The following is a 21,341-nucleotide window of genomic DNA, read 5'->3' as shown; positions in this document are numbered from 1 at the left end:
TCGACCGACCGTTCGGTTAATACGTATGGATTATCGGTCGTGGATATCGCACGTTCCATCAAGACACGACCCGGAGGCCGGATGCTATACGACGCCTATGAAATGCAACGATCGCTGCTCGCCGGAGCCAGCACGCTTGCGAATATCGGCGCCGGCTGGATGCAGAATCCGGTCAATCCCCTGGCCTACAGCTCGATGGGACCGATCGTCGCCTCGGCGCTCGACGTCTTCGCCCACGCCGCGGCGCCACGAGGCAAGCCGGAATTCGGGATCGGGACCACGACCATCGAGGGCGAGGAGGTGGCGGTCCATGAGGAGATCGTCCTTCGCAAGCCGTTCGGGCAGCTGAAGCGCTTCCGCCGGGAAGGCGTAGAGGACAGTCCCCGCCTGCTGATCGTCGCGCCGATGTCCGGCCATTACGCTACGCTGCTCCGCGGCACGGTCGAGCGGATGCTGCCCAAGCATGACGTCTACATCACGGATTGGCGCGACGCGAAGCTGGTGCCGCTGAGCGAGGGGCGTTTCGACCTCGACGACTATATCGACTATCTGATCGCCTTCCTGGAGCATATCGGCCCGGGCGCGCACATGCTGGCGGTCTGCCAACCCGCGGTGCCCGCCTACGCCGCCGCCGCGATCATGGCTGCCGACAAGCATCCGGCGCGGCCGAAGACGCTCACCATGATGGGCGGGCCGATCGACACGCGCAAGGCGCCGACCGTGGTCGATACCCTCGCCACCGAGCGGCCGCTTGCCTGGTTCCAGCGCAACGTGATCGCCACCGTGCCCTATTCCTACCCGGGCGCCGGCCGGCATGTGTACCCTGGCTTCTTGCAGCTCGCGGGCTTCATGACGATGAACCTCGGCAGCCATCTCACCAGCCACTGGGAGATGTTCAAGCACCTCGTCGAGGGCGACGACGAGAGCGCGGAGGCGACCAAGGAATTTTACGAGGAATATCGCTCGGTCTGCGACATGACGGAGGAATTCTACCTTCAGACGGTCGACATGGTCTTCCAGCGCCATCTCCTGCCGAAGGGCGAGATGATGCACCGTGGCCGCCGGGTCGATCCGGCCGCGATCATGGACACGGCGCTCTTGGCCATCGAAGGCGAACGCGACGATATTTCGGGCATCGGCCAGACCAAGGCCGCGCTCGACATTTCCACCGGCCTTCCGGCGAAGCTCAAACATTACCACCTCGCCGAGGGCGTCGGCCATTACGGCATCTTCAACGGTAGCAAGTGGCGCACCCGGATTGCGCCCGTCGTCGAGAAGTGGATCGCCGCGCACGATTGAACGTCGTCATTGCGAGGAGCGGAGCGACGGCAATCCAGCCGCCGCAGCGATGGATTGCTTCGCTGTGCTCGCAAAGACGGAGCAGTTCACGCCCCGGCGCCGGCCTCCTCGGCCTGGAGCGCGGCCTCCACCATGCGGTCCCACATCTCGACATCGCCGGCCGCGGCCATGACCGGATCGGGTTCCCGCAACGTCCTCAGCACCGACAGCGCATCCTCTCGATAGTCGCGCCAGATGGCGTCGACCTTGTCGCCGGCGGACGGATCGCCGCCTTCCGCGTTGATGCTGAGATCGCGCCCGGCGAGGATGCGGGCGATCCGTTCGACAACACTCATGCTGGACACCGGCATCGGCTTCTCCCTCGTTTCGACGGGATAACGAAGGAGCGGGCGAGGGGTTGCGTGGAGGCTCGTCCGAAGGACGAAGCTCCAAAGGTTATTCGCCAGGTCAGCTATAATGCCAGGCGACCAGCCTCCAGACGAGCAGGGCGAGGACCAGCCACAAAACGACGACGATGACAGCGCCCCAGGCGGAGCCGGGCCGTTCGGCCGCCGCCGCCGCCGTGGCGCGGTGTTCGTCGAACAGCCCCTCGGGCAGCATCTTCACCAGCAGCCACAGGCCGAGCGGGATGAGCACGGCATCGTCGAGAAGACCGAGCACCGGCACGAAATCCGGGATGAGGTCGATCGGCGACAGCGCATAGGCGGTGACGAGTAGCCCGAAGGCCCGCGCATGCCATGGGGTCCGCGGGTCCCTCGCGGCCAGCCATGCCGCATGAACTTCGACACGCAGCCGGCGCGCGAGGGAGGCGGGGGAGTTGCGGGGCCTGGCGATCACAACACCTCGAACAGTCCCGCCGCGCCCATGCCGCCGCCGACGCACATGGTCACGACGACGTAGCGCGCGCCGCGCCGCTTGCCTTCGATGAGGGCGTGGCCGGTGAGGCGGGCGCCGGACATGCCGTAGGGATGGCCGATCGAGATGGCGCCGCCATTGACGTTGAGCTTGTCGTCCGGGATGCCGAGCTTGTCCTGGCAGTAGAGGACCTGGACGGCGAAGGCCTCGTTCAGCTCCCACAGGTCGATGTCGTCGATGGTGAGGCCGAAACGCTTCAGCAGCTTGGGCACGGCGAAGACGGGGCCGATGCCCATCTCGTCGGGCTCGGTGCCGGCGACGGCCATGCCGACATAGCGGCCGAGCGGCTGGAGGCCGCGCTCGGCGGCGAGGCCGGCTTCCATCACCACGCACACCGAGGCGCCGTCGGAAAGCTGGCTGGCATTGCCGGCGGTGATGACCGCGTCAGGACCCATGACGGGCTGGAGCGATGCGAGGCCTTCCGCCGTGGTGTCGGGCCGATTGCCCTCGTCCTTCGTCGCCGTCACCTGCTGCTTCGAGGTCTCGCCGGTGGCCTTGTCCTTCACCATCATCGTGGCCGTGACGGGAATGATCTCGTCATCGAACCGGCCCGCAACCTGGGCGGCGGCGGTGCGCTGCTGCGACTGGAGCGCATAGGCGTCCTGACGATCGCGGCCGATCCCGTACCGCTTCGCGACCACCTCGGCCGTGCCGATCATCGGCATGTAGACGTCCTTGTGCATGGCCAGCAGCTCCGGATCGGGCCCAAGCCGTATTTCCGGCGTCTGCACCAGGCTGATGCTCTCGACGCCGCCGGCGACGCAGATATCCATGCGGTCCACGATCACCTGCTTGGCCGCGGTCGCGATCGCCATCAGGCCTGAGGCGCATTGGCGGTCGATCGACATGCCGGCGACGGTGACGGGAAGGCCGGCGCGAAGCGCGGCCGTGCGGCCGATCGTCGCCTGCACGCCCTGCTGGAGCGCGGCACCCATGATCACGTCCTCGACCTCGCCGGGATCGACGCCGGCGCGCTCGACGGCGGCGCGGATGGCGTGGGCGGCGAGGGTGGGGGAGGGGGTGGCATTGAACGCGCCCCGATAGGCCTTGCCGATCGGCGTGCGGGCGGTGGAAACGATAACGGCGTCGCGGGTCATGTTGTTCTCCGATCCTTTAGGTGAAGATGAGGCCGATCCAGTCGGCCTGCAATGCGGGCTTGTCCTCGCCCTCGATTTCGACCGTGACAGAATGGATAAGTTGCCATTGGCCGGGGCGCTTCTCCTCGATCCCCGCCAGGGTGAAATGTCCGCGCACGCGCTTTCCGGAGCGGACCGGGGCGAGGAAGCGGACCTTGTCGAAGCCGTAGTTGACGACCATGCGCGTGGTTTCCGGCAGCAGCATCACCCCCGCTGCCATCTGGCTCAGCAACGACAGAGTGAGAAAGCCGTGGGCGATGGTGCCGCCAAAGGGCGTCTTCGACGCGGCTTTGGGATCGACGTGAATGAACTGATGATCGCCGGTCACGGCAGCGAAAGTGTCGATGTCGCGCTGGGCGACTTCGATCCAGGACGAGACGCCGATGGCGCTTCCCAATTTTCCCTTGATTTCCTCGAGACTCGCGAGCGGCATTGGTATTTCCCGATGATTGTCGCGGCCTCGCCGCTCGGCTAGGGGCCGGTCTAGAGCCGCGTCGCGGCGATACTCAAGCCCCTCGGGAGCAGCAAAGATGGCGGACGCTACGGCAACGGCGCGCGCGGAAATTTCTCGATTGCATCGGGCACCGGAGCCCGACGTTCTGGCGCCTCTTCTGAAGGACGCGAAGCTCAACCCCGAATCGCGGCGACGGGTGGAGAACAGGGCTCTCGGCATGCTGGCCGAGCTGCGCGCCGCCCAAGCTTCCGGCTGGGTCAACCAGTTCCTCCAGGAATATCGGCTGAACACGTCCGAGGGCATCGCGCTGCTGTCGCTGGCGGAAGCCTTCCTGCGCGTCCCCGATCCCGCGACGGCCGACATGCTGATCGCCGACAAGCTCGGCAATGCCGACTGGCGGGCGCATGCCGGCAAATCCAATTCGACCTTGGTCAACTCGGCCACCTGGGGCCTCGTCATCGGCCGCGCCCTGGTCAGCGAGAGCCAGCAGGCGAGCGCCTTGAAGAAGCTGATCGCGCGCGCGGGCGAGCCGTTCGTCCGCCAGGCCGTGGGCGCGGCGATGCGGATGATGGGCGAGATCTTCGTCATGGGCCGCACCATCGAGGAAGCCATCGCGCGGATGCGGAAGAAGGAGAATCGCGGCTTCACCGCCAGCTTCGACATGCTGGGCGAGGCGGCGCGCACCTTCCCCGATGCGGAGCGCTATTATCGCGCCTATGAGGGTGCGATCCGCGCCGTCGGCCAGGTGGCGGAGGAGGGGCACTCCATCTCCGTCAAGCTCTCGGCGCTCCACCCGCGCTACGAAGTCGCGCAGTACGACCGCTGCGTCACCTCCTTGATCGAGCAGGTTGAGGCGCTGGCGACCCTGGCGAAGGACGTCGGCATCGCCTTCACCATCGACGCCGAGGAAACCGAGCGGCTGGAGATGAGCCTCGACATCATCGAGGCGGTGGCCGGCCTTCCGGCGCTCAAGGGCTGGGACGGGCTCGGCATGGCGATCCAGTCCTATGGCAAGCGGGCGCGGCCGACGATCGCCTGGGCCAACGCCGTCGGCGAGAAGACCGGCCGTCGCATCGCCGCGCGGCTGGTGAAGGGCGCCTATTGGGACAGCGAGATCAAGCACGCCCAGGAGCAGGGGCTGAGCGAATACCCGCTCTTCACGCGCAAGGCGGCGACCGACGTCTCCTACCTCGCCTGCGCCAGGGACATGCTGAAGGCGAAGAATATCTATCCCGCCTTCGCGACCCACAACGCGCTCACCGTCGCCACCATCCTCGAATGGGCGGGCGACAGCCGCGACTTCGAGTTCCAGCGCCTCCACGGCATGGGTGAGGGGCTTTACGAGCGGATGGTCCGCGAAGAAGGCTATCACACCCGCATCTACGCGCCCGTCGGCGGGCATCGCGACCTCCTCGCCTATCTCGTCCGGCGGCTGCTGGAGAATGGCGCCAATTCGAGCTTCGTCCACCAGCTCGCCGACGAGACGCTGACCGACGCCGACATCCTCGCCGATCCGGTCGCCAAGATCGCGGCGGTGGGCGGCACTCGGCATCCGGGCATTCCCCTCCCGGAAGACCTGTTCGGCGAAAGCCGCAAGAACAGCGAAGGCATCGATCTCAACGACCGCACGATTCTGGGCCGCGTTGCCACCAAGGTCTCGACGCCGCTCAACTGGAAGCCGACCCAGGCGACGCTCGGCGCGAAAGAGGCCGTCGATCGCGCCGTCGGCGGCTTCGCCGGTTGGTCCGCGCGCAGCATCGAGGAGCGTGCGGCATGCCTCGATCGGCTGGGCAACCTGCTGGAAGAGCATCGCGACACCTTGATGGCGATCGCCGTCCAGGAAGCGAAGAAGACTATTCCCGACGCGCTCGGCGAAGTGCGAGAGGCGGTCGATTTCTGCCGCTATTATGCCGCGCAGGCGCGGACCGGATTGCAGCCCATCGAGCTGCCCGGGCCCACCGGCGAGCGCAACCTGCTGCGCATGGAAGGGCGCGGGGCCTGGCTCTGCATCGCGCCGTGGAACTTCCCGCTGGCCATCTTCCTCGGCCAGGTGACGGCGGCGCTGGTGACCGGCAACACGGTCATCGCGAAGCCGGCACCGCAGACGCCGGAAATCGCCGCCTATGCCGTCGGGCTCGCCCATAGCGCCGGCATCCCCGAGGACGCGCTGGTGCTGGCGATCGGCGGTCCCGAGATGGGTCAGGCGCTGGTCGAGGACACGCGCATCGCCGGCGTCGCCTTCACCGGCTCCACCGCCACCGCCAAGCGCATCGCGCGCACCCTGCTCGCCGACGACGAGCGGCCGATCGTGCCGCTGATCGCCGAGACGGGCGGCATCAACGCGATGATCGTCGATTCCACGGCGCTGCCCGAACAGGTGGTGCAGGATGTCGTCACGTCGGCCTTCCGCTCGGCCGGCCAGCGCTGCTCGGCGCTGCGCGTGCTGCTGCTCCAGGAGGAGATCGCCGACCGCACCCTGGAGATGCTCTCAGGCGCGATGGACACGCTGATCGTCGGCGATCCGGCCGATCCGCGCACCGACGTCGGCCCGGTGATCGATCAGGCGGCCTATGACAAGCTGATGGGCCACCGCGCCGCCAGTCAGAATCGCTGGATCAAGACCGTCGACGTTCCGCAGGACGGCCTGTTCGTGCCCCCGACCGCCATAGAGGTCGACACGATCGAGGACGTGCGCCGCGAATGGTTCGGTCCGATCCTCCACGTCACCAGCTGGAAGGCGGGCGAGCTGGGTGAAACGGTCGCCCGGGTCAATGCGAGCGGCTTCGGCCTCACCATGGGGCTCCACAGCCGCATCGCCCGCGCGGCCGATGCGGTGGAGGATGTGGCGAAGGTCGGCAATCTCTACGTCAATCGCTCGATGATCGGCGCCATCGTCGGCTCCCAGCCCTTTGGCGGCGAGGGCCAGTCCGGCACCGGCCCCAAGGCGGGCGGCCCGCATTACCTGCCGCGATTCTGCGCCGAGCGGGTGACGAGCACGGACACGACCTCGTCAGGCGGCAATGCGACTTTGCTGTCGCTCGACGACGTGGGGATCTAGGGTTCGTCATTGCGAGGAACGGAGCGACGCGGCAATCCAGTTCCATGCCGCTGGATTGCTTCGCTCCGCTCGCAATGACGGGAAGGTCTTGCTTCCCTAGTCCTTCGCCGCGACCAGCTTTACGTCGGCATAGGGCATGACCATCCGCCCGTCGGGCGCCGCGGTGAAGGTGGTCTGGGTGGGATAGGCGAACTCGATCCCCGCATCGTTGAACGCCTCCAATATCTCGAGGCAGATGGCGCTCCGCGTCAGGAATGCGAGCTCATAATCGGTGGAGTGGATGTCGAACTGAAGCTCGAAATCCAGGCTCGAGGGGCCGAAGCCGACCATGCCGCAGCGGATCATCTTGGTGTCGGGATGCGATTCGACCAGGTCGCGGATCATCTCGGGAATGCCGGCCAGCACGTCGACCGGAGTCTGGTAGATCACGCCCAGCTTCAGCACGAAGCGGCGATGCTCCAGATTGGCGAAATTATGTACTTCCTTGTTGAGGAGATTGGCGTTGGAGACGACCACTTCCTCGCCGTCCAGGGCGCGGATTCGCGTGGTTTTGAGGCCGATATGCTCGACCGTGCCGCTGACCGTGTCGAAGCGGATGCCGTCGCCCCGGCGAAAGGGCTTGTCGAAGATGATCGAGAGGGCGGCGAAGAGGTCGGAGAAGATGCCCTGCGCGGCGAGGCCGATGGCGATGCCGCCGATGCCGAGACCAGCGACCAGGCCGGTGACGTTGACGCCGAGATTATCGAGGATGAGGATGATCGCGATCGCGAACAGCCCGACGGTCACCAGCAGGTGGATGATGCCGATGGCGGAGCCCAGGGTGCTGCTTTCATCCGCCACCCCGACGCGGTGATAGACGAGGCCGAGGATCAACTCGCGCGCCCAGATCGCCGCCTGGAACGCCGCCGACACGACGAACAGGAAATTGACGACGCGCGTGAGCAGCGCTGGCGTTTCCGTATTGTCGACGACCAGGGTTGCCGCGACCATGACGATGAAGAACAGGTTGGTCTTGGAGAGGACGCGGCCGAAGATGGTCCGCCACTTCTGGTCCGCCGAGGTGTCGCCGATCATGCGGTCTCCGAAAGCCCTGAGGCCAAGGAGGATCAGCGCGATGACGGCGGCCACCGCGCCGCCGATCAGGATGTCGACGCCGTTGCTGGTGATCCAGCGCGCGGTTTCGCCGACGAGATCGAGGCTCGCCTCCGACAGGTTCTCCGCGGCGTCGGCGACGCTCGCGTTATTTGCATTAGCCATCAAGCCGCCTTGGCTTCGGTTTCTGTTCTGGCGGCCTCATTATCAAGAAACTCGATCAGGCCGCGCTCGGCGCTCGATAGATATTTGGTTGCACGAGGACATTGCAACCCGCCGAGCGGATCGCGGGGGTTCCGCTTCACCGCTTCGATGAGTGCGGGATGGACATAGGATTTGCGGCTGATCGCCGGCGTGTTGCCGAGCGCCTCCGCGACGGGCTCCAGCATCTCCTTGAGGCTGATGCCGTCTTCTCCGGCCGCGCAGATTTGCTCGAAGGCTATGCGGCTCGCGCCCCAGGTGCGGAAATGCTTGGCGGTGAACGCTTCGCCCATCGCCTCCTTGATGTAGGCGTTGACGTCGCTGGAGCCGACGGCGCGCGGCTCCCCCTCCTCGTCGACGAACTGGAATAGCTGCTGGCCCGGCAAATCCTGGCAGCGTTTGACGAGGCGGGTGAGATTGCGGTCGGTGACCGACACCTCCTGGAGCTGTCCGGACTTGCCCTTGAAGCGCATCTTGACCGTCTTGCCCTTCACCCGGGCATGGCGGGTGCGAAGCGTGGTCGCGCCGAAGCTCTTATTCTCCTTGGCGTAGCTTTCGTTGCCGACGCGGAGATGGCCCAGGTCGAGAAGGCGGACGACGGCGGCGACGACGGTGTCGCGGTCGAGCTTGCGCCCCGCCATATCCTCCTCGACCCGTGCCCGAAGGAGCGGCAGGGCGCGGCCGAAATCGGCGCAGCCGTCATATTTGGCGGCCTCCTGCTGGGCGCGGAAATCTTCGTGATAGCGATATTGTTTCCGTCCCTTGTCGTCATAGCCGATCGCCTGGATATGGCCTTCCGGCGAGGGGCAGTACCAGGCATTCTTATAGGCCGGAGGAAGGCCGACGGCGTTCAGCCGGTCGATCTCGTCGCGATCGGTGATGCGCTCGCCCTTGGCGTCGAAATACTGCCAGTAGCGGCCCCGGCGCTTGCGCGTGATCCCTGGCAGCGCGTCGTCGACAAAGCAGAGCATGGAGGCGAAACTTTCCCTTGCGTAACAGCGCGATAAATCCACGCGCCGCCGCTTCGTTCCGGAACGGTGCGGGTGGCGCGCCGTTGGTCGGCCGATAGCTAGACTTCCCAAGGAGCAGCTGCCATGCCGACCATTTCGGACGCCCGAATACTTATCATCGCCACCGATGGGTTCGAGGATTCGGAGCTCATGGACCCGCGCCAGACCCTGATCGATCGGGGCGCGCAGGTGACCCTCGCCTCCCTCGACACCAAGGAAATCGCGGGCGACAACGGGACCAAGATCACGCCCGACTGCGCCGTCGACCAGATCGACAGCAAGGCCTTCGACGCGCTGCTGCTCCCCGGCGGCACCAAGAATCCGGACAAGCTCAGGATGGATGAGCAGGTGGTCTATACGGTGAGGAAGTTCATCGATGCCGGAAAGCCGGTTGGCGCCATCTGCCACGGGCCCTGGCTGCTCGTCGAAGCCGACGTGATCCGCGGACGCACCGTCACCAGTTGGCCCTCGATCCGCACCGATTTGAGGAATGCCGGCGCCGAGGTCGTGGACAAGGAAGCTGTGACGGACGGCAATCTCGTAACCAGCCGCAAGCCGGAGGACATTCCGGCCTTCACGGAAGCCTTCATCCAGCTGGTGGAGAGCGTCGAAGCGCCGATGGCGACCGCCTGACAGAACTATACCGCTGGCGATGCGGCGAGAGGCGCCTTCCTCCATGGCCGCCGCGTGCCTTCATTGGCCCTGCGCGACACATAGGTGTCGAAGCCGATCTGCACCGCGATCAACATGTAGATGAAGGGCTGCCAGGCGATGCCAATGAAGAGGCTGCCGACCAGATAGACGAGGTGGCCGTTCTGGAGTGCGGTCGCGAGCGGCGAAATCCAGGCCTGGTCTCCTTCCGCCCCTCTATGGCGCCGCCTCAGTACCTCCATGCGGATGAGGCCGATGCCGTGGATGAGGAGGAAAAGGATGAGACCCGGGAAGCCCTGCTCGCCTAGCATCTCGAAATAGCTGCTGTGATAGGCCCGGCCCTGGTCCTCGACCACGCTGCGATCGACCAACTCGACGACGCCCACATTCTCGGAGGACACCATTTTCACGCGCAGCGAGTTCTGGCGATAAGCCTCGAACCCGCCGCCCAGCGGATTCTCTTTCGCATAGTCCCAGGTCCAGGCCCAGACGGCGAGCCGGGTGCTGGCAGAGGCGTCGGCCTCATAGGTCTGGATGGTGCTCATCCGGCCGGTGAAGCTTTGCGGAAGGAAGGGCACGGCGACGACCACGGCCAGGGCGATCATGGCCATATAGGCGATGCGGTTCTTCGCTTCGCGCAGCAGGAAGATGGCGAGGGCGCCGGCGCAGACGAGGCCGGTGCGCGCCTCCGTCCCGACCGGGATCAGCAGGCAGGCGAGGATCAGCGCAGAGGCGAACAGGCGCACCCGCCAGTCGCGCGCGTAGACGGTGCCGAAGCGGGCGAGCCAGAGGATGACGGGGATGATCGCGATGGCGACGGTGGCGATAGTGCTGCCTTCGTAGAGGCCGCTATTATTGTCGACCATCAGGTGGAGCACGCCATAGCCGCCGCCCGAGAGCAGGGTCTTGATGCCGCCGACGATGACGATCGCGGCAGCGGACAGGATCATGAACAGCAGATAGGCTTCGATCCTGAGGCGCGTGCGCAGGGTGAGCGGCAGGAAGATGGCCCAGGCCATCGCCTTCCACACCCAGTCCCATTTGGAGAGCGCCTCGACATAGAGGTCGGCGCGGAGCGTGGTCCAGCCGGCATAGGCGAGCAGGACCAGCATCAGCCACTGCCGCCCCGTCACTTTCAAGTGGCGCTTGTCGTCGGCGATCAGCCAGCCGGCGAAGGCGAGACCGGCGACGATCATCGAGACGGGGATGCTGTTCAGCAGATAATAGGACAGGCGCTGCGGCGAGACGATGTCGACATAGGCATAAGCGAGGACGAACAGGAACGGCCGCTTGAGGCCGAGGCCGAGCAGCGCCGTCAGGAAGCCGATGAGGGCGAGATCACGCACCTGGGCGCCTCTCGCTCTTGCGGAGGATGCGGCGGTCGGGCGCGGCGGCGGGCGCCTGGTCGTCGTCGAGATCGGGACGGGAAAGGAGCCGCCAGGCGGCGAGCAGCATCAACCCATGGGTGAGCGCGAGCGCGAAATGATCGATCATGTGGCGGTCCCCGCGCTGCTTCGTGTCCGTCTTAGACCGCACCGGTTGACGCGCCGTTAAGCTTGTCGTGGCAGAGCGAAGCCGATGCGCATCCTCCACGTGCTCGACCACAGCCTGCCGCTGCACAGCGGCTATACTTTCAGGACCCGGGCGATCCTGAAGGCGCAGGTGGCGCGCGGATGGAAGGTCGCCGGCCTCACCGGTGTCCGCCACAAGACCGGCGGCGCCGATCCCGAGACGATCGACGGCCTCACCTTCTACCGCACGCCGCCCATCCCGGATGCACCGTCGCCGCTGCGCGAATGGCGCGAGGTCGGGGCGCTGGCGGAACGGCTCGACCGGCTTGTCGACGAATGGAAGCCGGATCGCATCCATGCCCACTCGCCGGCCTTGAACGCGCTGGCGGCGCTGCGCGTGGCGCGGCGGCGGCGACTGCCGCTGGTCTATGAAATCCGGGCCTTCTGGGAAGATGCGGCGGTGGGCAACGGCACGGGCCGCGAAGGCTCCGTCCGCTACCGGCTGACGCGTATGCTGGAAACCCATGCGGCGCGGCGAGCCGATGCGGTCGCGGTCATCTGCGAAGGCCTGCGCCAGGACCTCGTCGGGCGCGGCATAGCGTCGGAGAAGATCATCGTCGCTCCGAACGGGGTCGACATGGAGCTGTTCGGCAACCCGCCGGCGCCCGATCCCCTTTTTGCAGCCGAGCTGGGCCTTGCCGGAGCCGAGGTGGTCGGGTTCATCGGCTCATTCTACGATTATGAAGGGCTGGACGACCTCATCGCCGCGATGCCGGCGCTGGTTGAGAAACGCCCGAAGGCGCACCTGCTCCTGGTTGGCGGCGGGCCGATGGAGGCGGCGCTGAAAGCCCAGGCGGAGCGCTCGCCGGTCGCGGATCGCATCCATTTCGCCGGCCGCGTGCCGCACGAGGAGGTCGACCGCTATTATGCGCTGATCGACATCCTCGCTTATCCGAGAAAGGCGATGCGGCTGACCGAGCTGGTCACGCCGCTGAAGCCGCTTGAGGCGATGGCGCAGATGAAGCTCGTCGCCGCGTCGAACGTCGGAGGGCATCGTGAGCTGATCGAGGACGGAGTCACCGGCACCTTGTTCCCGCCCGGCGATCCCGCGGCGATCGCGACGGCGCTGGGCGATCTCTTTTCCGGACGCGAGCGGTGGGACGAGCGCCGCGACGTCGCCCGCCGCTTCGTCGAGACCGATCGTAACTGGTCGTCAAACATTGCCCGCTACATCCCGGCCTATCTGGGGCTGGCGAGCAAAGCGCTGTGACGACGGACAAGATCATCCTGAAACGGAACCGGGCTTCCGCGCTCGACGTGCCGATGGCGGCGTTGGCGGCGGTGTCCGTCGGCTTCGTAGCGTTCGCGATGCCCGATGCCCTCTTCACCGATCTGGTCGCCGCGAGCGGACTGCCCTCGCTGCTTCCGGCGGCGCAGCCTCCGCTCGGAACGACCGCGCGACTGGGCGTCGTCATTTTAGCTGCGATCGGAACCTTCCTGACGGCCTGGTTGCTGCTGCGCTCGCTTAACGGAGCGTCGCCGATGCGCGGGCGAACGAAAGCGCAGGAGGTGCAGGCCTCGCCGCTTCGGCTCCGCCGCGCCGACGCGCACCCCGACGCGCCCTCGCGCCAACCGCTGCTCGCCGGCATCGAACTGGGCGAGCCCGAAGCGGTCTCGCCGGTTCTCGAGACCAATGTGTTCCCGGAATGGGAGCGGCCCATCGAGGATGAGGCGGTGGAGGACGATAGCGTCGCCCCCTTTGCCGAGCCGCCGCTGGAACTTGAGGAACCGAGCATCGCCCAGCTTGTGCAGCGCCTCGAGGCCGGCCTCAGCCGTCGCCAGCAAGAGGCAAGGCCGTTCTCGATCCGCCGCGACGAGCCGGCCGTGGCCGACACGCCGCCGCCGCTGGACGACCGGCTGCGGAGCGCGCTCGACGATCTGCGGACGATGGCCGCCCGCAGCGCCTGAGCTGCCTCAACCGTCCTCGACGGTCAGCGCCTCCAACCTCATCCTGACGCGCGGCGACCCACCCGGTCCGACACTCCGTTCCTCGGATAACAGCGCGATGTCCGCCAATATATGGCCGCGCAGCCTGAACTCGGCGGCTTCGAGATTGGACAGGAAAGCCGTCGCGGCGGCATCCGCTTGGTCGCCGTCGAGCCGGAGCATGATCTCGTGGCGGGCGCCGGTGAAGGTGATGCTGGCCCAGCTGCGGCTGGCGATATCCTCGAAGGCAACGCCGCCGAAGCGGACAAAGCTTGCCCGTAGCGCACGTAGCAGCGCCGTGGTGGCGTCGTTGGTCAGCGGCTGCATGATGCCCTCCCGTCTTCCCGAGCCTCGAGGAAGGCCGCGACTCGGGCGGCCGTCGCCGGTCGCGGCTCGCGGCCGTTGCGCAAGTCGAAGACGAAACGAGGATCGCTGACCGCATCGCGGCCGAACCTCGTCGGGGCCGTGCCGCTGCGCCTCAGATAGCGTTCGACTCGTCTCAGCAGATGCATTTTGCGGCTCCTTTCGACTCATTGATGTTCCTGATATGTTCATGTTCGAAGGAGAAATCCTACTTGTCTAGGAAAAAACCTATCCGTAGGATGAGAAGATGGACACGCGCGCACAGCTGGAGCGGCTGATCAGGGAGCGGGGGGAGGATTATGCCGGCCTGTCGCGCCTCATCGGGCGCAACGCCGCCTATGTGCAGCAATATATCAAGCGCGGCATCCCGAGGCGGCTGGCCGAGGAGGACCGGCGGCTGCTGGCGCGTTATTTCGGAGTGCCGGAGGCGCTGCTAGGCGGCCCGCCCGCGCGGCCGGACGTTGCGGAAAGCCATGTCGTCGTGCCGCAGCTCGATATCGGCGCCAGCGCCGGCCCCGGCGCTTTCGCGGACGGAGAACGGCTTCGTTCCCACGTCGCTTTCGACGCGCAATGGCTCCGCCGCCTAGGTGCCGGAGACGTGCGCCAACTCTCGACCATTCGAGTCGAGGGCGATTCGATGATGCCGACGCTGGCCGACGGCGACGAGATACTGGTCGACCGGAGCGACGTCGCCGAGCGCCTCCGCGACGGCATCTATGTGCTGCGGATGGACGATGCGCTGATCGTCAAGCGCCTGTCGGTCAATCCCGCGGCTCGCACGGTGTCGATTTGCAGCGACAACGAAGCCTATCCCGGCTGGCCCGACTGCCCCTTGAGCGCCATCGACATCGTGGGGCGCGTCGTCTGGGCCGGGCGACGGATCGGCTAGCTAGCGCCGCCGATCCCGCCACCACAACAGCAGGGCGCCGGCGACGCCGACCGTAATGCCGATAACGAAACCCGCGCTCGGCTGGCCGGCGATGACACCGCCCACGGCGCCGATGAGAACGGCGGCGGCGATCAGAAATCCGCCGCCCTGGGAAGAGTTGGAGCTGTCTTGGGCCATGGCTCCCCATGGCATGCCCGCATGGCTCGCGCCAGCATCTTGGTGAACGCACCGTTGAGGAAGCCGATGCGCCAATTTGAAAGGCCGACCCGCTACGTCAGGGGGCGATGTTGCTTAAGGGTAGGGGCGCTTAACTTGCGACACTATGTTCATGTTGCCGATCGCGCCGCCTTCCTGGAAGCGAGCGCGCTGATCGCGGAATATGGCGAACTGGCGGTGGTCGAGGCCGCCAACCGCGCCGACCGCAGCCGCTCTCTCGGCAATGTCATCCATTTCTGCCGCTGGCGCCAGGTCGAACGGACCATCGAGATGCTTAGTGGCAAGGATGTGACGGACACGGTTCATTAGCGATCCGACCGAGATTTCCGTGCTGGCGCGTCGGGGTGCCGGCCGCTAGTTTCCCTTTATGTCGCAAGTCGCTGCGGGGCGGCGTGTGGCGGCGAGGCTCGCCGCCCTGTCCCTTATTCTTTGCCACGGTCATGCCCTCGCGCAGGATTCCGACCCATTTGGCGAGCTGGATGCCCCGCTCGACCCCTCGGCGCCGCTCGATCCGCTGCCGGGGCTCGGGGTTCCCTGGCCGGACATGGAGCAGGAGAGCGGCGACGACATCGCCGTCGCGCCCGATGCCAGCATCGCCGATGCGGCGGGCGAACGGACCTATGTCGTTCGGGTCGAGGGGCTGGAGGGCATCGGCGCGGCCGGCCTGCTCGACCAGTTCGCCGAGCTGTCGACGCTCCAGGCCAATCGCGAGGATCCCGCCAACGCCGCCCAGGTCGACCGGCGCGCGCGCGAGGACGAAGAGCTGATGGCCGAGCTGCTTCGGGCCTATGGCTATTATGACGCGCTGGTCCGGACCCGGGTGGAGCGGACCGAGACCGCCAACCGGTTCGTAGTGACGCTGGAGGTCGAGCCGGGGCCGCAATATAGTTTCGCCGAGGTCAGCCTGCCGGGCCTGGAAGCGGCGGGCGAGGATGCGGCTGCCCTGCGGGAGGCGTTTGGCGTGGAGGTGGGGGCGCCGATCGATGCCGCCGCCGTCACCACCGGCGAGGCGGCGCTCCGGCTGGAGCTTGGCAGGCGGGGCTATGCCTTCGCCGAGGTCGGCGAGCTCGACATAAAGGTCGATCACGACACCCGGACGGCGACCCTGGTGCTGCCGGTCGAGCCGAACGGGGAGCGTCGGTTCGGCCGCATCGTCGTCGAGGGGACGCCGCTGTTCAGCGCCCGCCATATCGAGCGCATCGCCCGCTTCGAACCCGGCGACGAATATGAGGCGCCGCTGCTCGACGATCTGCGCCGAGCCCTTGTCGCCACCGGTCTCGTCTCCTCGGTCGCCATCCGCCCCATCGACGATCCCGACAGCCGCACCGTCGACATCGCCGTCGCGCTGGAGCCGGCGCCGATGCGCACCATCGCCGGCGCGGCGGGTTACGGCACGGGCGAGGGCGTCCGCCTGGAGGCGAGCTGGCAGCACAGAAACCTGATCAAGCCCGAAGGGGCCGTCACCTTCCGCGGCGTCGCCGGGACTCGCGAGCAGCTCGTCTCCGCCACCCTTCGCCGCAACAATTTCATCGAACGCGACCAGGTCCTCACCGCCCAGGTCGCCGCCAGCCATGTCGAGCGCGACGCCTATGAGGCGAACACCTTCCTCGTCGGCGGCGGCATCGAGCGGCAGACCAATATCATCTGGCAGAAGAAATGGACCTGGGCAGTGGGCGCCGACCTCATCGCCACCGACGAGCGCGACGTCGACATCGACAGCGGCATGACGCGCCGCCGCACCTTCTTCATCGGCGCGCTGCCGGCGACCTTGTCGTACGACGGCTCCAACGACCTGCTCGATCCTACCGAGGGCTTCCGCCTGTCCGGCCGCTTCTCGCCCGAAGCCTCGCTGCAGGACGGGACCTTCTTCTATGCGCGCGCCCAGATCGACGGCAGCGTCTATCAGCCGGTTTCGGACAAAGTGACGTTCGCGGGGCGGGCGCGGCTCGGCTCCATCGTCGGCGCTGCCCGCGATCGGATCGCGCCGTCGCGGCGCTTCTATGCCGGCGGCGGGGGCTCGGTGCGGGGCTATGGCTTCCAGCGGCTGGGGCCGCGCGACCCGATCTTCGACGATCCCATCGGCGGCCGCAGCCTCGCCGAATTCGCGCTGGAGGCGCGGGTGCGGGTCGGCGATTTCGGCATCGTGCCGTTTCTCGACGCCGGCAATATCTATGAATCCTCCCTGCCGGAGTTGGACGACCTTCGCTTCGGCGCCGGCCTCGGGGTTCGCTATCACACTAATTTCGGGCCGATCCGCGTCGATGTCGGCACTCCGCTCAATCGGCGCAGAGGCGATCCCCGTGTCGCCGTCTACGTATCGCTGGGGCAGGCCTTCTGATGGCGACGGAGGCGCTCGTCGAGGTCGCCGAGCCGTCTCGGCCTCGACGCCGTCGCTGGCTCACCGGAGGGGCCAAGCTCCTTCTCGGCCTGGTCATCGCCCTGCTAGTCGCGCTCGGCGCGCTCGTCGTCTTTCTCGACACCGATGCGGGGCACCGCTTCATCACCGACCGCATCGCCGCGTTCAGCCCCTCCTCCGGCCTCAAGGTCAGGATCGGGCGGATCGAAGGCTCCATCTGGGGCGACACGCGCCTGCGCGACGTGCGCGTCTACGATCCCGAGGGGCTGTTCGCCGAATCCCCGCTGATCGAGCTCGACTGGCAGCCCACCGCCTGGGTCGGCAATCGCCTCATCATCGACGAGCTCACCTCCGAGCTGGTCATCGTCCATCGCCTGCCGAAGCTCCGCCCCAGCGAGGAGCCGAAGCCGATACTGCCCGATTTCGACATCCGCATCGGACGGCTCCAGATCGACCAGCTCCGCTTCGAGAAGGACGTGACGGGCGAGCGGCGGGTGGCGCGGGTCTCGGGCGAGGCGGACATCCGCTCCGGCAGGGCGTTGGTGAAGCTGAGGGCGACGGTCCCGGGCGGCGGCGATGCGCTTTCGCTGCTGATCGACGCCGAGCCCGACCGCGATCGATTCGACATCGATGTCGGCCTCAATGCCCCCGCCGACAGCGTCGTCGGCGCCATCGTCGGCACCAAGCGGCCGATCCGGCTCGATATCCAGGGCGACGGCAGCTGGAGCCGATGGGCGGGCACGGCGCGCCTGGACCTCTCCGGCCGCCGCGCTGTGGAGCTGGCGCTGCGCGCGGAGGAGGGCCGTTACAGCCTCTCGGGCTGGATGGCGCCTTCGCAGTTCCTCAAGGGCAAGCAGGCGCGGCTGAGCGCGCCGCGCATAAACGTCGGCGCCACGGCGACGCTCAAGGACAGGCGGCTGGACGGGGAGGTTTCGCTTCGCTCCGCGGCGCTGAGGATCGAGAGCCGGGGCATCATCGACCTCGCCACCAGCAGCTTCGACGATGTCCGCATCGCCGCCGATCTCCTCCGCCCGCCCGCCTTGTTCCCCAACATGACGGGCCAGCGCGTGCGGGCGACGATGCTGCTCAACGGGCCGTTCCGCACCGCCCGCTTCGCCTACCGCATCACGTCGCCGCGCGTCGCGTTCGACGACACCGGATTCGACGATGTGCGGGCGGAAGGGCGGGGGCAGCTTTCCAAGGAGCCGGTGAGCGTCCCCGTGCTGGTGACGGCGCGGCGGGTGACCGGCGTCGGCGACGTGGCGGGCGGCATCCTCGCCAATCTTCGTGTCCAGGGCTTGCTGAAGGTGACGGCGCGGCGGCTGACGGGGGAGGGGCTGACGCTCACCTCCGACAAGCTGAAGGGCAAGCTCAGCCTGTTCGTCGACCTCGTCAACGGCGACTATCAGGTGATCCTCTCGGGCGGCCTTACCCGTTATCTCATTCCCGGCCTCGGCATCGTCGACGTGACCAGCGAATTGCGCGTCGTCGAAGGGCCCGGCGGACGCGGTACAGTGGTCACCGGCAAGGGCCGGGCCTGGGTCAGGCGGTTCGACAACAAGTTCCTGGCCGGCCTCGCCGGCGGATTGCCGGAGATCGAGACCGACCTCGTCCGCGGGCCCGACAAGGTGCTCCACTTCCGCAATCTAAGGCTCACCGCGCCGTCCATCAGCATTGCCGGCAATGGCTACCGGCGGCGGGACGGCACCTTCTGGTTCGAAGGGTCGGGAAACCAGGCCGAATATGGCCCCTTCGCGATGACGCTCGACGGACGGATCGAGCGGCCTAAGCTCGCGATCCGGCTCGAACGGCCGAACGACGCGCTCGGCCTCGCGGACGTGTTGCTGAACCTCGATCCGACCGATGAGGGCTTCGCCTACGGCGCCGAAGGGATGTCGCTGCTCGGCCCCTTCACTTCGCGCGGTGCCATCTTGCTGCCGGACGGGCAGCCGGCGGTGATCCAGGTGGCGGCGATCGACGTATCCGGCACGACGGCTTCGGGCAGCTTGCGCTCCGATCCCGGCGGCTTCACCGGACGGCTCGACGTCGCCGGCGGCGGGCTGGACGGCGCCCTGCTGTTCAATCCGGTCGGTGAAGTGCAGCGGATCGAGGCGCATCTGACGGCGCGCGACGCGCGCTTCGCCGGCCCGCCCCCGATCGCCATCCGGCGCGGCAAGCTCGACGGCGTCATCCTCCTCAATCCGGGCGCCACCTCCATCGAAGGCAAGCTGACCGCGAGCGGCCTCAGCCGCGGGCCGCTCTCGCTCGCCCGGGTCACCGCCGAAGCCAGCCTCCGCGGCGGCAGCGGCCGGATACGCGCCGACATCGCCGGCACCCGCGGACGGGACTTCGTCTTCCGCACTGTCGCCGACGTCGCGCCGGACCGGGTGAGGCTCAGCGGCGAAGGCACGGTCGATCGCCGTCCGATCAAGCTCAGCGAAGCGGCGGAGTTCACGAGAGTGGGCGAGGCCTGGCGCCTGGCGCCGACGTTCCTCGCCTTCGCCGGCGGCACCGCCACCGTCTCCGGCCTGTGGGGTCCGGACGCCACCGAGGTGAACGCGAGGATGGAGCGGATGCCGCTCACTGTGCTCGACATTGCCTGGCCGGAGCTGGGGCTCGGCGGCATCGCCTCGGGCACCTTCGGCTACCGCTCGCCCAGGGACGGCGTCGCTCCCACCGGCGATGTCAATCTCCGCATCCGGGGTCTCACCCGCTCCGGGCTGGTGCTGTCCTCGCGGCCGGTCGACGTGGGCGTCATCGCCCGGCTCGACGGCCGCAACGCCGCCATGCGGGCGGTGGCGGTAAGCGAGGGGCGCATGATCGGCCGGGCGCAGGCGCGGCTGTCGCCGATCGGCACCAGCGGGGATATCGGTGAGCGGCTGGCGAGCGCGCCGCTCTTCGCTCAGCTCCGCTACAACGGTCCCGCCGACACGCTTTGGCGGCTGACCGGGCTCGATCTGCTTGATTTCAGCGGTCCGGTCGCGATCGGCGCGGATGCCCGCGGCACGCTGGAGAACCCGCGGATTCAAGGGTCCCTCCGCACGGAGCAGGCGAGGCTCGAAAGCGCGGTCACCGGCACCGTGATCGAGAATATCCAGGCGAGCGGGCGCTTCGGCGGCTCGCGGCTGGTGATCGATCGCTTCGCCGGCACGACCAAGGGCGCCGGCCGCGTCTCTGGCCGCGCCGCCTTCGATCTCTCCGCGACACGGGGCGTCGGCATGGATGTGGCGGTCGAGGCTCAATCGGCGCTGCTGATCGATCGGGACGATATCAAGGCCGACGTGACGGGCCCGATCACCATCCGCTCCGACGGGTCGGGCGGCACCATCGCCGGCAATGTCGAGCTGGTCAGGGGCAGCTTCAAGCTCGGCAGCGCGACCGCCGCCGCCGAGGTGCCCCGCCTCGCCGTCACCGAGGTGAACCGCCCGGCGGACGAGGCGGCCCCCGAGGAGCCGACCGCGCCCTGGAAGCTCGACCTCAAGGTGCGAGCCGACAATCGCCTCACCGTCACCGGCCTTGGCATCAACAGCGAATGGGGCGCCAACCTGGACGTCGGCGGCACCGTGACGCAGCCGCGCATCAACGGCCGCGCCGACCTCATCCGCGGCACCTACGATTTCGCCGGCCGCCGCTTCGACCTGGAGCGCGGCATCATCCGCTTCCAGGGCGAGTCGCCGATCAACCCGGTGCTCGACATCGTAGCAGAGGGCGGCCTCCAGGGTCTCAACGCCACCATCCGCGTCACCGGCCGGGGCCAGAAGCCCGAGATCGCCTTCACCAGCACGCCCGCCTTGCCGCAGGATGAGCTGCTGAGCCGCCTCCTCTTCGGCACGTCGATCACCAACCTGTCGGCGCCCGAGGCGCTGCAGCTCGCGGCGGCGGTGGCGTCGCTCAACGAAAGCGGCGACGGCCTCGATCCGATCAACGCCGTGCGCGCCGCCACCGGCCTCGACCGGCTCCGCATCCTCCCCGCCGACATCGCCACCGGCCAGGGCACCTCGATCGCCGCCGGCAAATATATCGGCCGCCGCGTCTATGTGGAGGTGATCACCGACGGCCGCGGCTATTCGGCCACCCAGGTCGAATATCAGATCACGCGCTGGCTCTCGCTGCTGTCGAGCATCTCCACCATCGGCCGCGAAAGCATCAACGTGCGGGTGTCGAAGGATTATTGAGCACGCGGTCGGCGGGCCGTCGGCCCCTG

Annotated in this window: 19 protein-coding genes; 9 read left to right on the top strand and 10 right to left on the bottom strand. The window is 67.5% G+C overall.

The features are described from left to right. Positions 1 to 81: 81 nt before the first annotated feature. Complete coding sequence (locus tag DF286_RS04360; protein ID WP_109270325.1) at positions 82 to 1,299, top strand: polyhydroxyalkanoate depolymerase; 1,218 nt, start codon at positions 82 to 84, stop codon at positions 1,297 to 1,299. Positions 1,300 to 1,385: 86 nt separating this feature from the next. Here DF286_RS04360 and DF286_RS04355 read toward each other — a convergent pair whose 3' ends face one another. From DF286_RS04355 to DF286_RS04340, 4 genes are all read right to left on the bottom strand, one after another. Next, positions 1,386 to 1,649, bottom strand: a complete 264-nt coding sequence (locus DF286_RS04355; protein ID WP_109270324.1) for a hypothetical protein — start codon at positions 1,647 to 1,649, stop codon at positions 1,386 to 1,388. A gap of 97 nt (positions 1,650 to 1,746) precedes the next feature. Further along, positions 1,747 to 2,136 (bottom strand): YkvA family protein, encoded by a 390-nt coding sequence (locus tag DF286_RS04350; protein ID WP_243444713.1) that lies wholly within the window; start codon positions 2,134 to 2,136, stop codon positions 1,747 to 1,749. After that, complete coding sequence (locus tag DF286_RS04345) at positions 2,133 to 3,311, bottom strand: acetyl-CoA C-acyltransferase (protein ID WP_109270323.1); 1,179 nt, start codon at positions 3,309 to 3,311, stop codon at positions 2,133 to 2,135. Before DF286_RS04345 ends, DF286_RS04350 begins: the two co-directional genes overlap by 4 nt. A 16-nt stretch (positions 3,312 to 3,327) precedes the next feature. After that, positions 3,328 to 3,783, bottom strand: a complete 456-nt coding sequence (locus DF286_RS04340; RefSeq protein ID WP_109270322.1) for a MaoC family dehydratase — start codon at positions 3,781 to 3,783, stop codon at positions 3,328 to 3,330. A gap of 97 nt (positions 3,784 to 3,880) precedes the next feature. On the opposite strand from DF286_RS04340, the gene DF286_RS04335 reads away from it, so the two are divergent. After that, a complete protein-coding gene (locus tag DF286_RS04335) occupies positions 3,881 to 6,862 on the top strand; it encodes an L-glutamate gamma-semialdehyde dehydrogenase (RefSeq protein ID WP_109270321.1) in 2,982 nt (993 codons plus the stop codon). 96 nt (positions 6,863 to 6,958) lie between these two features. On the opposite strand, the gene DF286_RS04330 is transcribed toward DF286_RS04335, so the two are convergent. Then, positions 6,959 to 8,119, bottom strand: a complete 1,161-nt coding sequence (locus DF286_RS04330; RefSeq protein ID WP_109270320.1) for a mechanosensitive ion channel family protein — start codon at positions 8,117 to 8,119, stop codon at positions 6,959 to 6,961. Continuing rightward, complete coding sequence (locus DF286_RS04325) at positions 8,119 to 9,126, bottom strand: DNA topoisomerase IB (protein WP_109270319.1); 1,008 nt, start codon at positions 9,124 to 9,126, stop codon at positions 8,119 to 8,121. The genes DF286_RS04330 and DF286_RS04325 overlap by 1 nt, the downstream gene beginning before the upstream one ends. A 123-nt stretch (positions 9,127 to 9,249) precedes the next feature. Here DF286_RS04325 and DF286_RS04320 point away from each other — a divergent pair, with 123 nt between their 5' ends. Further along, a complete protein-coding gene (locus DF286_RS04320) occupies positions 9,250 to 9,798 on the top strand; it encodes a type 1 glutamine amidotransferase domain-containing protein (protein WP_109270318.1) in 549 nt (182 codons plus the stop codon). Between the two features lie 5 nt (positions 9,799 to 9,803). Here the strand turns inward: DF286_RS04320 and DF286_RS04315 are convergent, their stop codons facing one another. Together DF286_RS04315 and DF286_RS15255 are read right to left on the bottom strand one after the other, a co-directional pair. Continuing rightward, positions 9,804 to 11,162 carry a putative O-glycosylation ligase, exosortase A system-associated gene (locus tag DF286_RS04315; protein ID WP_109270317.1) on the bottom strand — a complete coding sequence of 453 codons (1,359 nt, stop codon included), beginning with the start codon at positions 11,160 to 11,162 and terminating at the stop codon, positions 9,804 to 9,806. Beyond that, complete coding sequence (locus DF286_RS15255) at positions 11,155 to 11,310, bottom strand: hypothetical protein (protein ID WP_170303933.1); 156 nt, start codon at positions 11,308 to 11,310, stop codon at positions 11,155 to 11,157. Before DF286_RS15255 ends, DF286_RS04315 begins: the two co-directional genes overlap by 8 nt. An 84-nt stretch (positions 11,311 to 11,394) precedes the next feature. On the opposite strand from DF286_RS15255, the gene DF286_RS04310 reads away from it, so the two are divergent. Then, the gene (locus DF286_RS04310; RefSeq protein ID WP_109270316.1) at positions 11,395 to 12,597 is read left to right on the top strand and encodes a TIGR04063 family PEP-CTERM/XrtA system glycosyltransferase; all 1,203 of its coding nucleotides are present in this window, start codon (positions 11,395 to 11,397) and stop codon (positions 12,595 to 12,597) included. After that, positions 12,594 to 13,295: a hypothetical protein gene (locus DF286_RS04305; RefSeq protein ID WP_109270315.1), complete on the top strand. Its 702-nt coding sequence runs from the start codon at positions 12,594 to 12,596 to the stop codon at positions 13,293 to 13,295. Before DF286_RS04310 ends, DF286_RS04305 begins: the two co-directional genes overlap by 4 nt. Before the next feature lie 6 nt (positions 13,296 to 13,301). Here DF286_RS04305 and DF286_RS04300 read toward each other — a convergent pair whose 3' ends face one another. Further along, positions 13,302 to 13,640: a hypothetical protein gene (locus DF286_RS04300; protein ID WP_109270314.1), complete on the bottom strand. Its 339-nt coding sequence runs from the start codon at positions 13,638 to 13,640 to the stop codon at positions 13,302 to 13,304. 283 nt (positions 13,641 to 13,923) lie between these two features. Between DF286_RS04300 and DF286_RS04290 the strand changes: the two genes are divergently transcribed. Then, entirely contained in the window at positions 13,924 to 14,565 is a 642-nt protein-coding gene (locus tag DF286_RS04290; protein ID WP_109270312.1) for a S24 family peptidase, read from the top strand. On the opposite strand, the gene DF286_RS15250 is transcribed toward DF286_RS04290, so the two are convergent. After that, entirely contained in the window at positions 14,566 to 14,742 is a 177-nt protein-coding gene (locus DF286_RS15250) for a hypothetical protein (RefSeq protein ID WP_170303932.1), read from the bottom strand. 135 nt (positions 14,743 to 14,877) lie between these two features. On the opposite strand from DF286_RS15250, the gene DF286_RS04285 reads away from it, so the two are divergent. Genes DF286_RS04285 through DF286_RS04275 form a run of 3 tightly spaced genes read left to right on the top strand, consistent with a single transcriptional unit; the run spans position 14,878 to position 21,312 of the window. Beyond that, positions 14,878 to 15,090 (top strand): hypothetical protein, encoded by a 213-nt coding sequence (locus DF286_RS04285; RefSeq protein ID WP_109270311.1) that lies wholly within the window; start codon positions 14,878 to 14,880, stop codon positions 15,088 to 15,090. A 58-nt stretch (positions 15,091 to 15,148) separates the two neighbouring features. Next, positions 15,149 to 17,119, top strand: a complete 1,971-nt coding sequence (locus DF286_RS04280; protein WP_109270310.1) for an autotransporter assembly complex protein TamA — start codon at positions 15,149 to 15,151, stop codon at positions 17,117 to 17,119. Further along, positions 17,119 to 21,312 carry a translocation/assembly module TamB domain-containing protein gene (locus DF286_RS04275; RefSeq protein ID WP_109270309.1) on the top strand — a complete coding sequence of 1,398 codons (4,194 nt, stop codon included), beginning with the start codon at positions 17,119 to 17,121 and terminating at the stop codon, positions 21,310 to 21,312. The genes DF286_RS04280 and DF286_RS04275 overlap by 1 nt, the downstream gene beginning before the upstream one ends. The last annotated feature ends 29 nt before the right edge of the window (positions 21,313 to 21,341 follow it).

Source organism: Sphingosinicella humi, assembly GCF_003129465.1.
Taxonomy (GTDB): domain Bacteria; phylum Pseudomonadota; class Alphaproteobacteria; order Sphingomonadales; family Sphingomonadaceae; genus Allosphingosinicella; species Allosphingosinicella humi.
The sequence above is the reverse complement of the archived record's forward strand: the minus strand, read 5'-3'. Positions and strand labels throughout refer to the sequence as shown.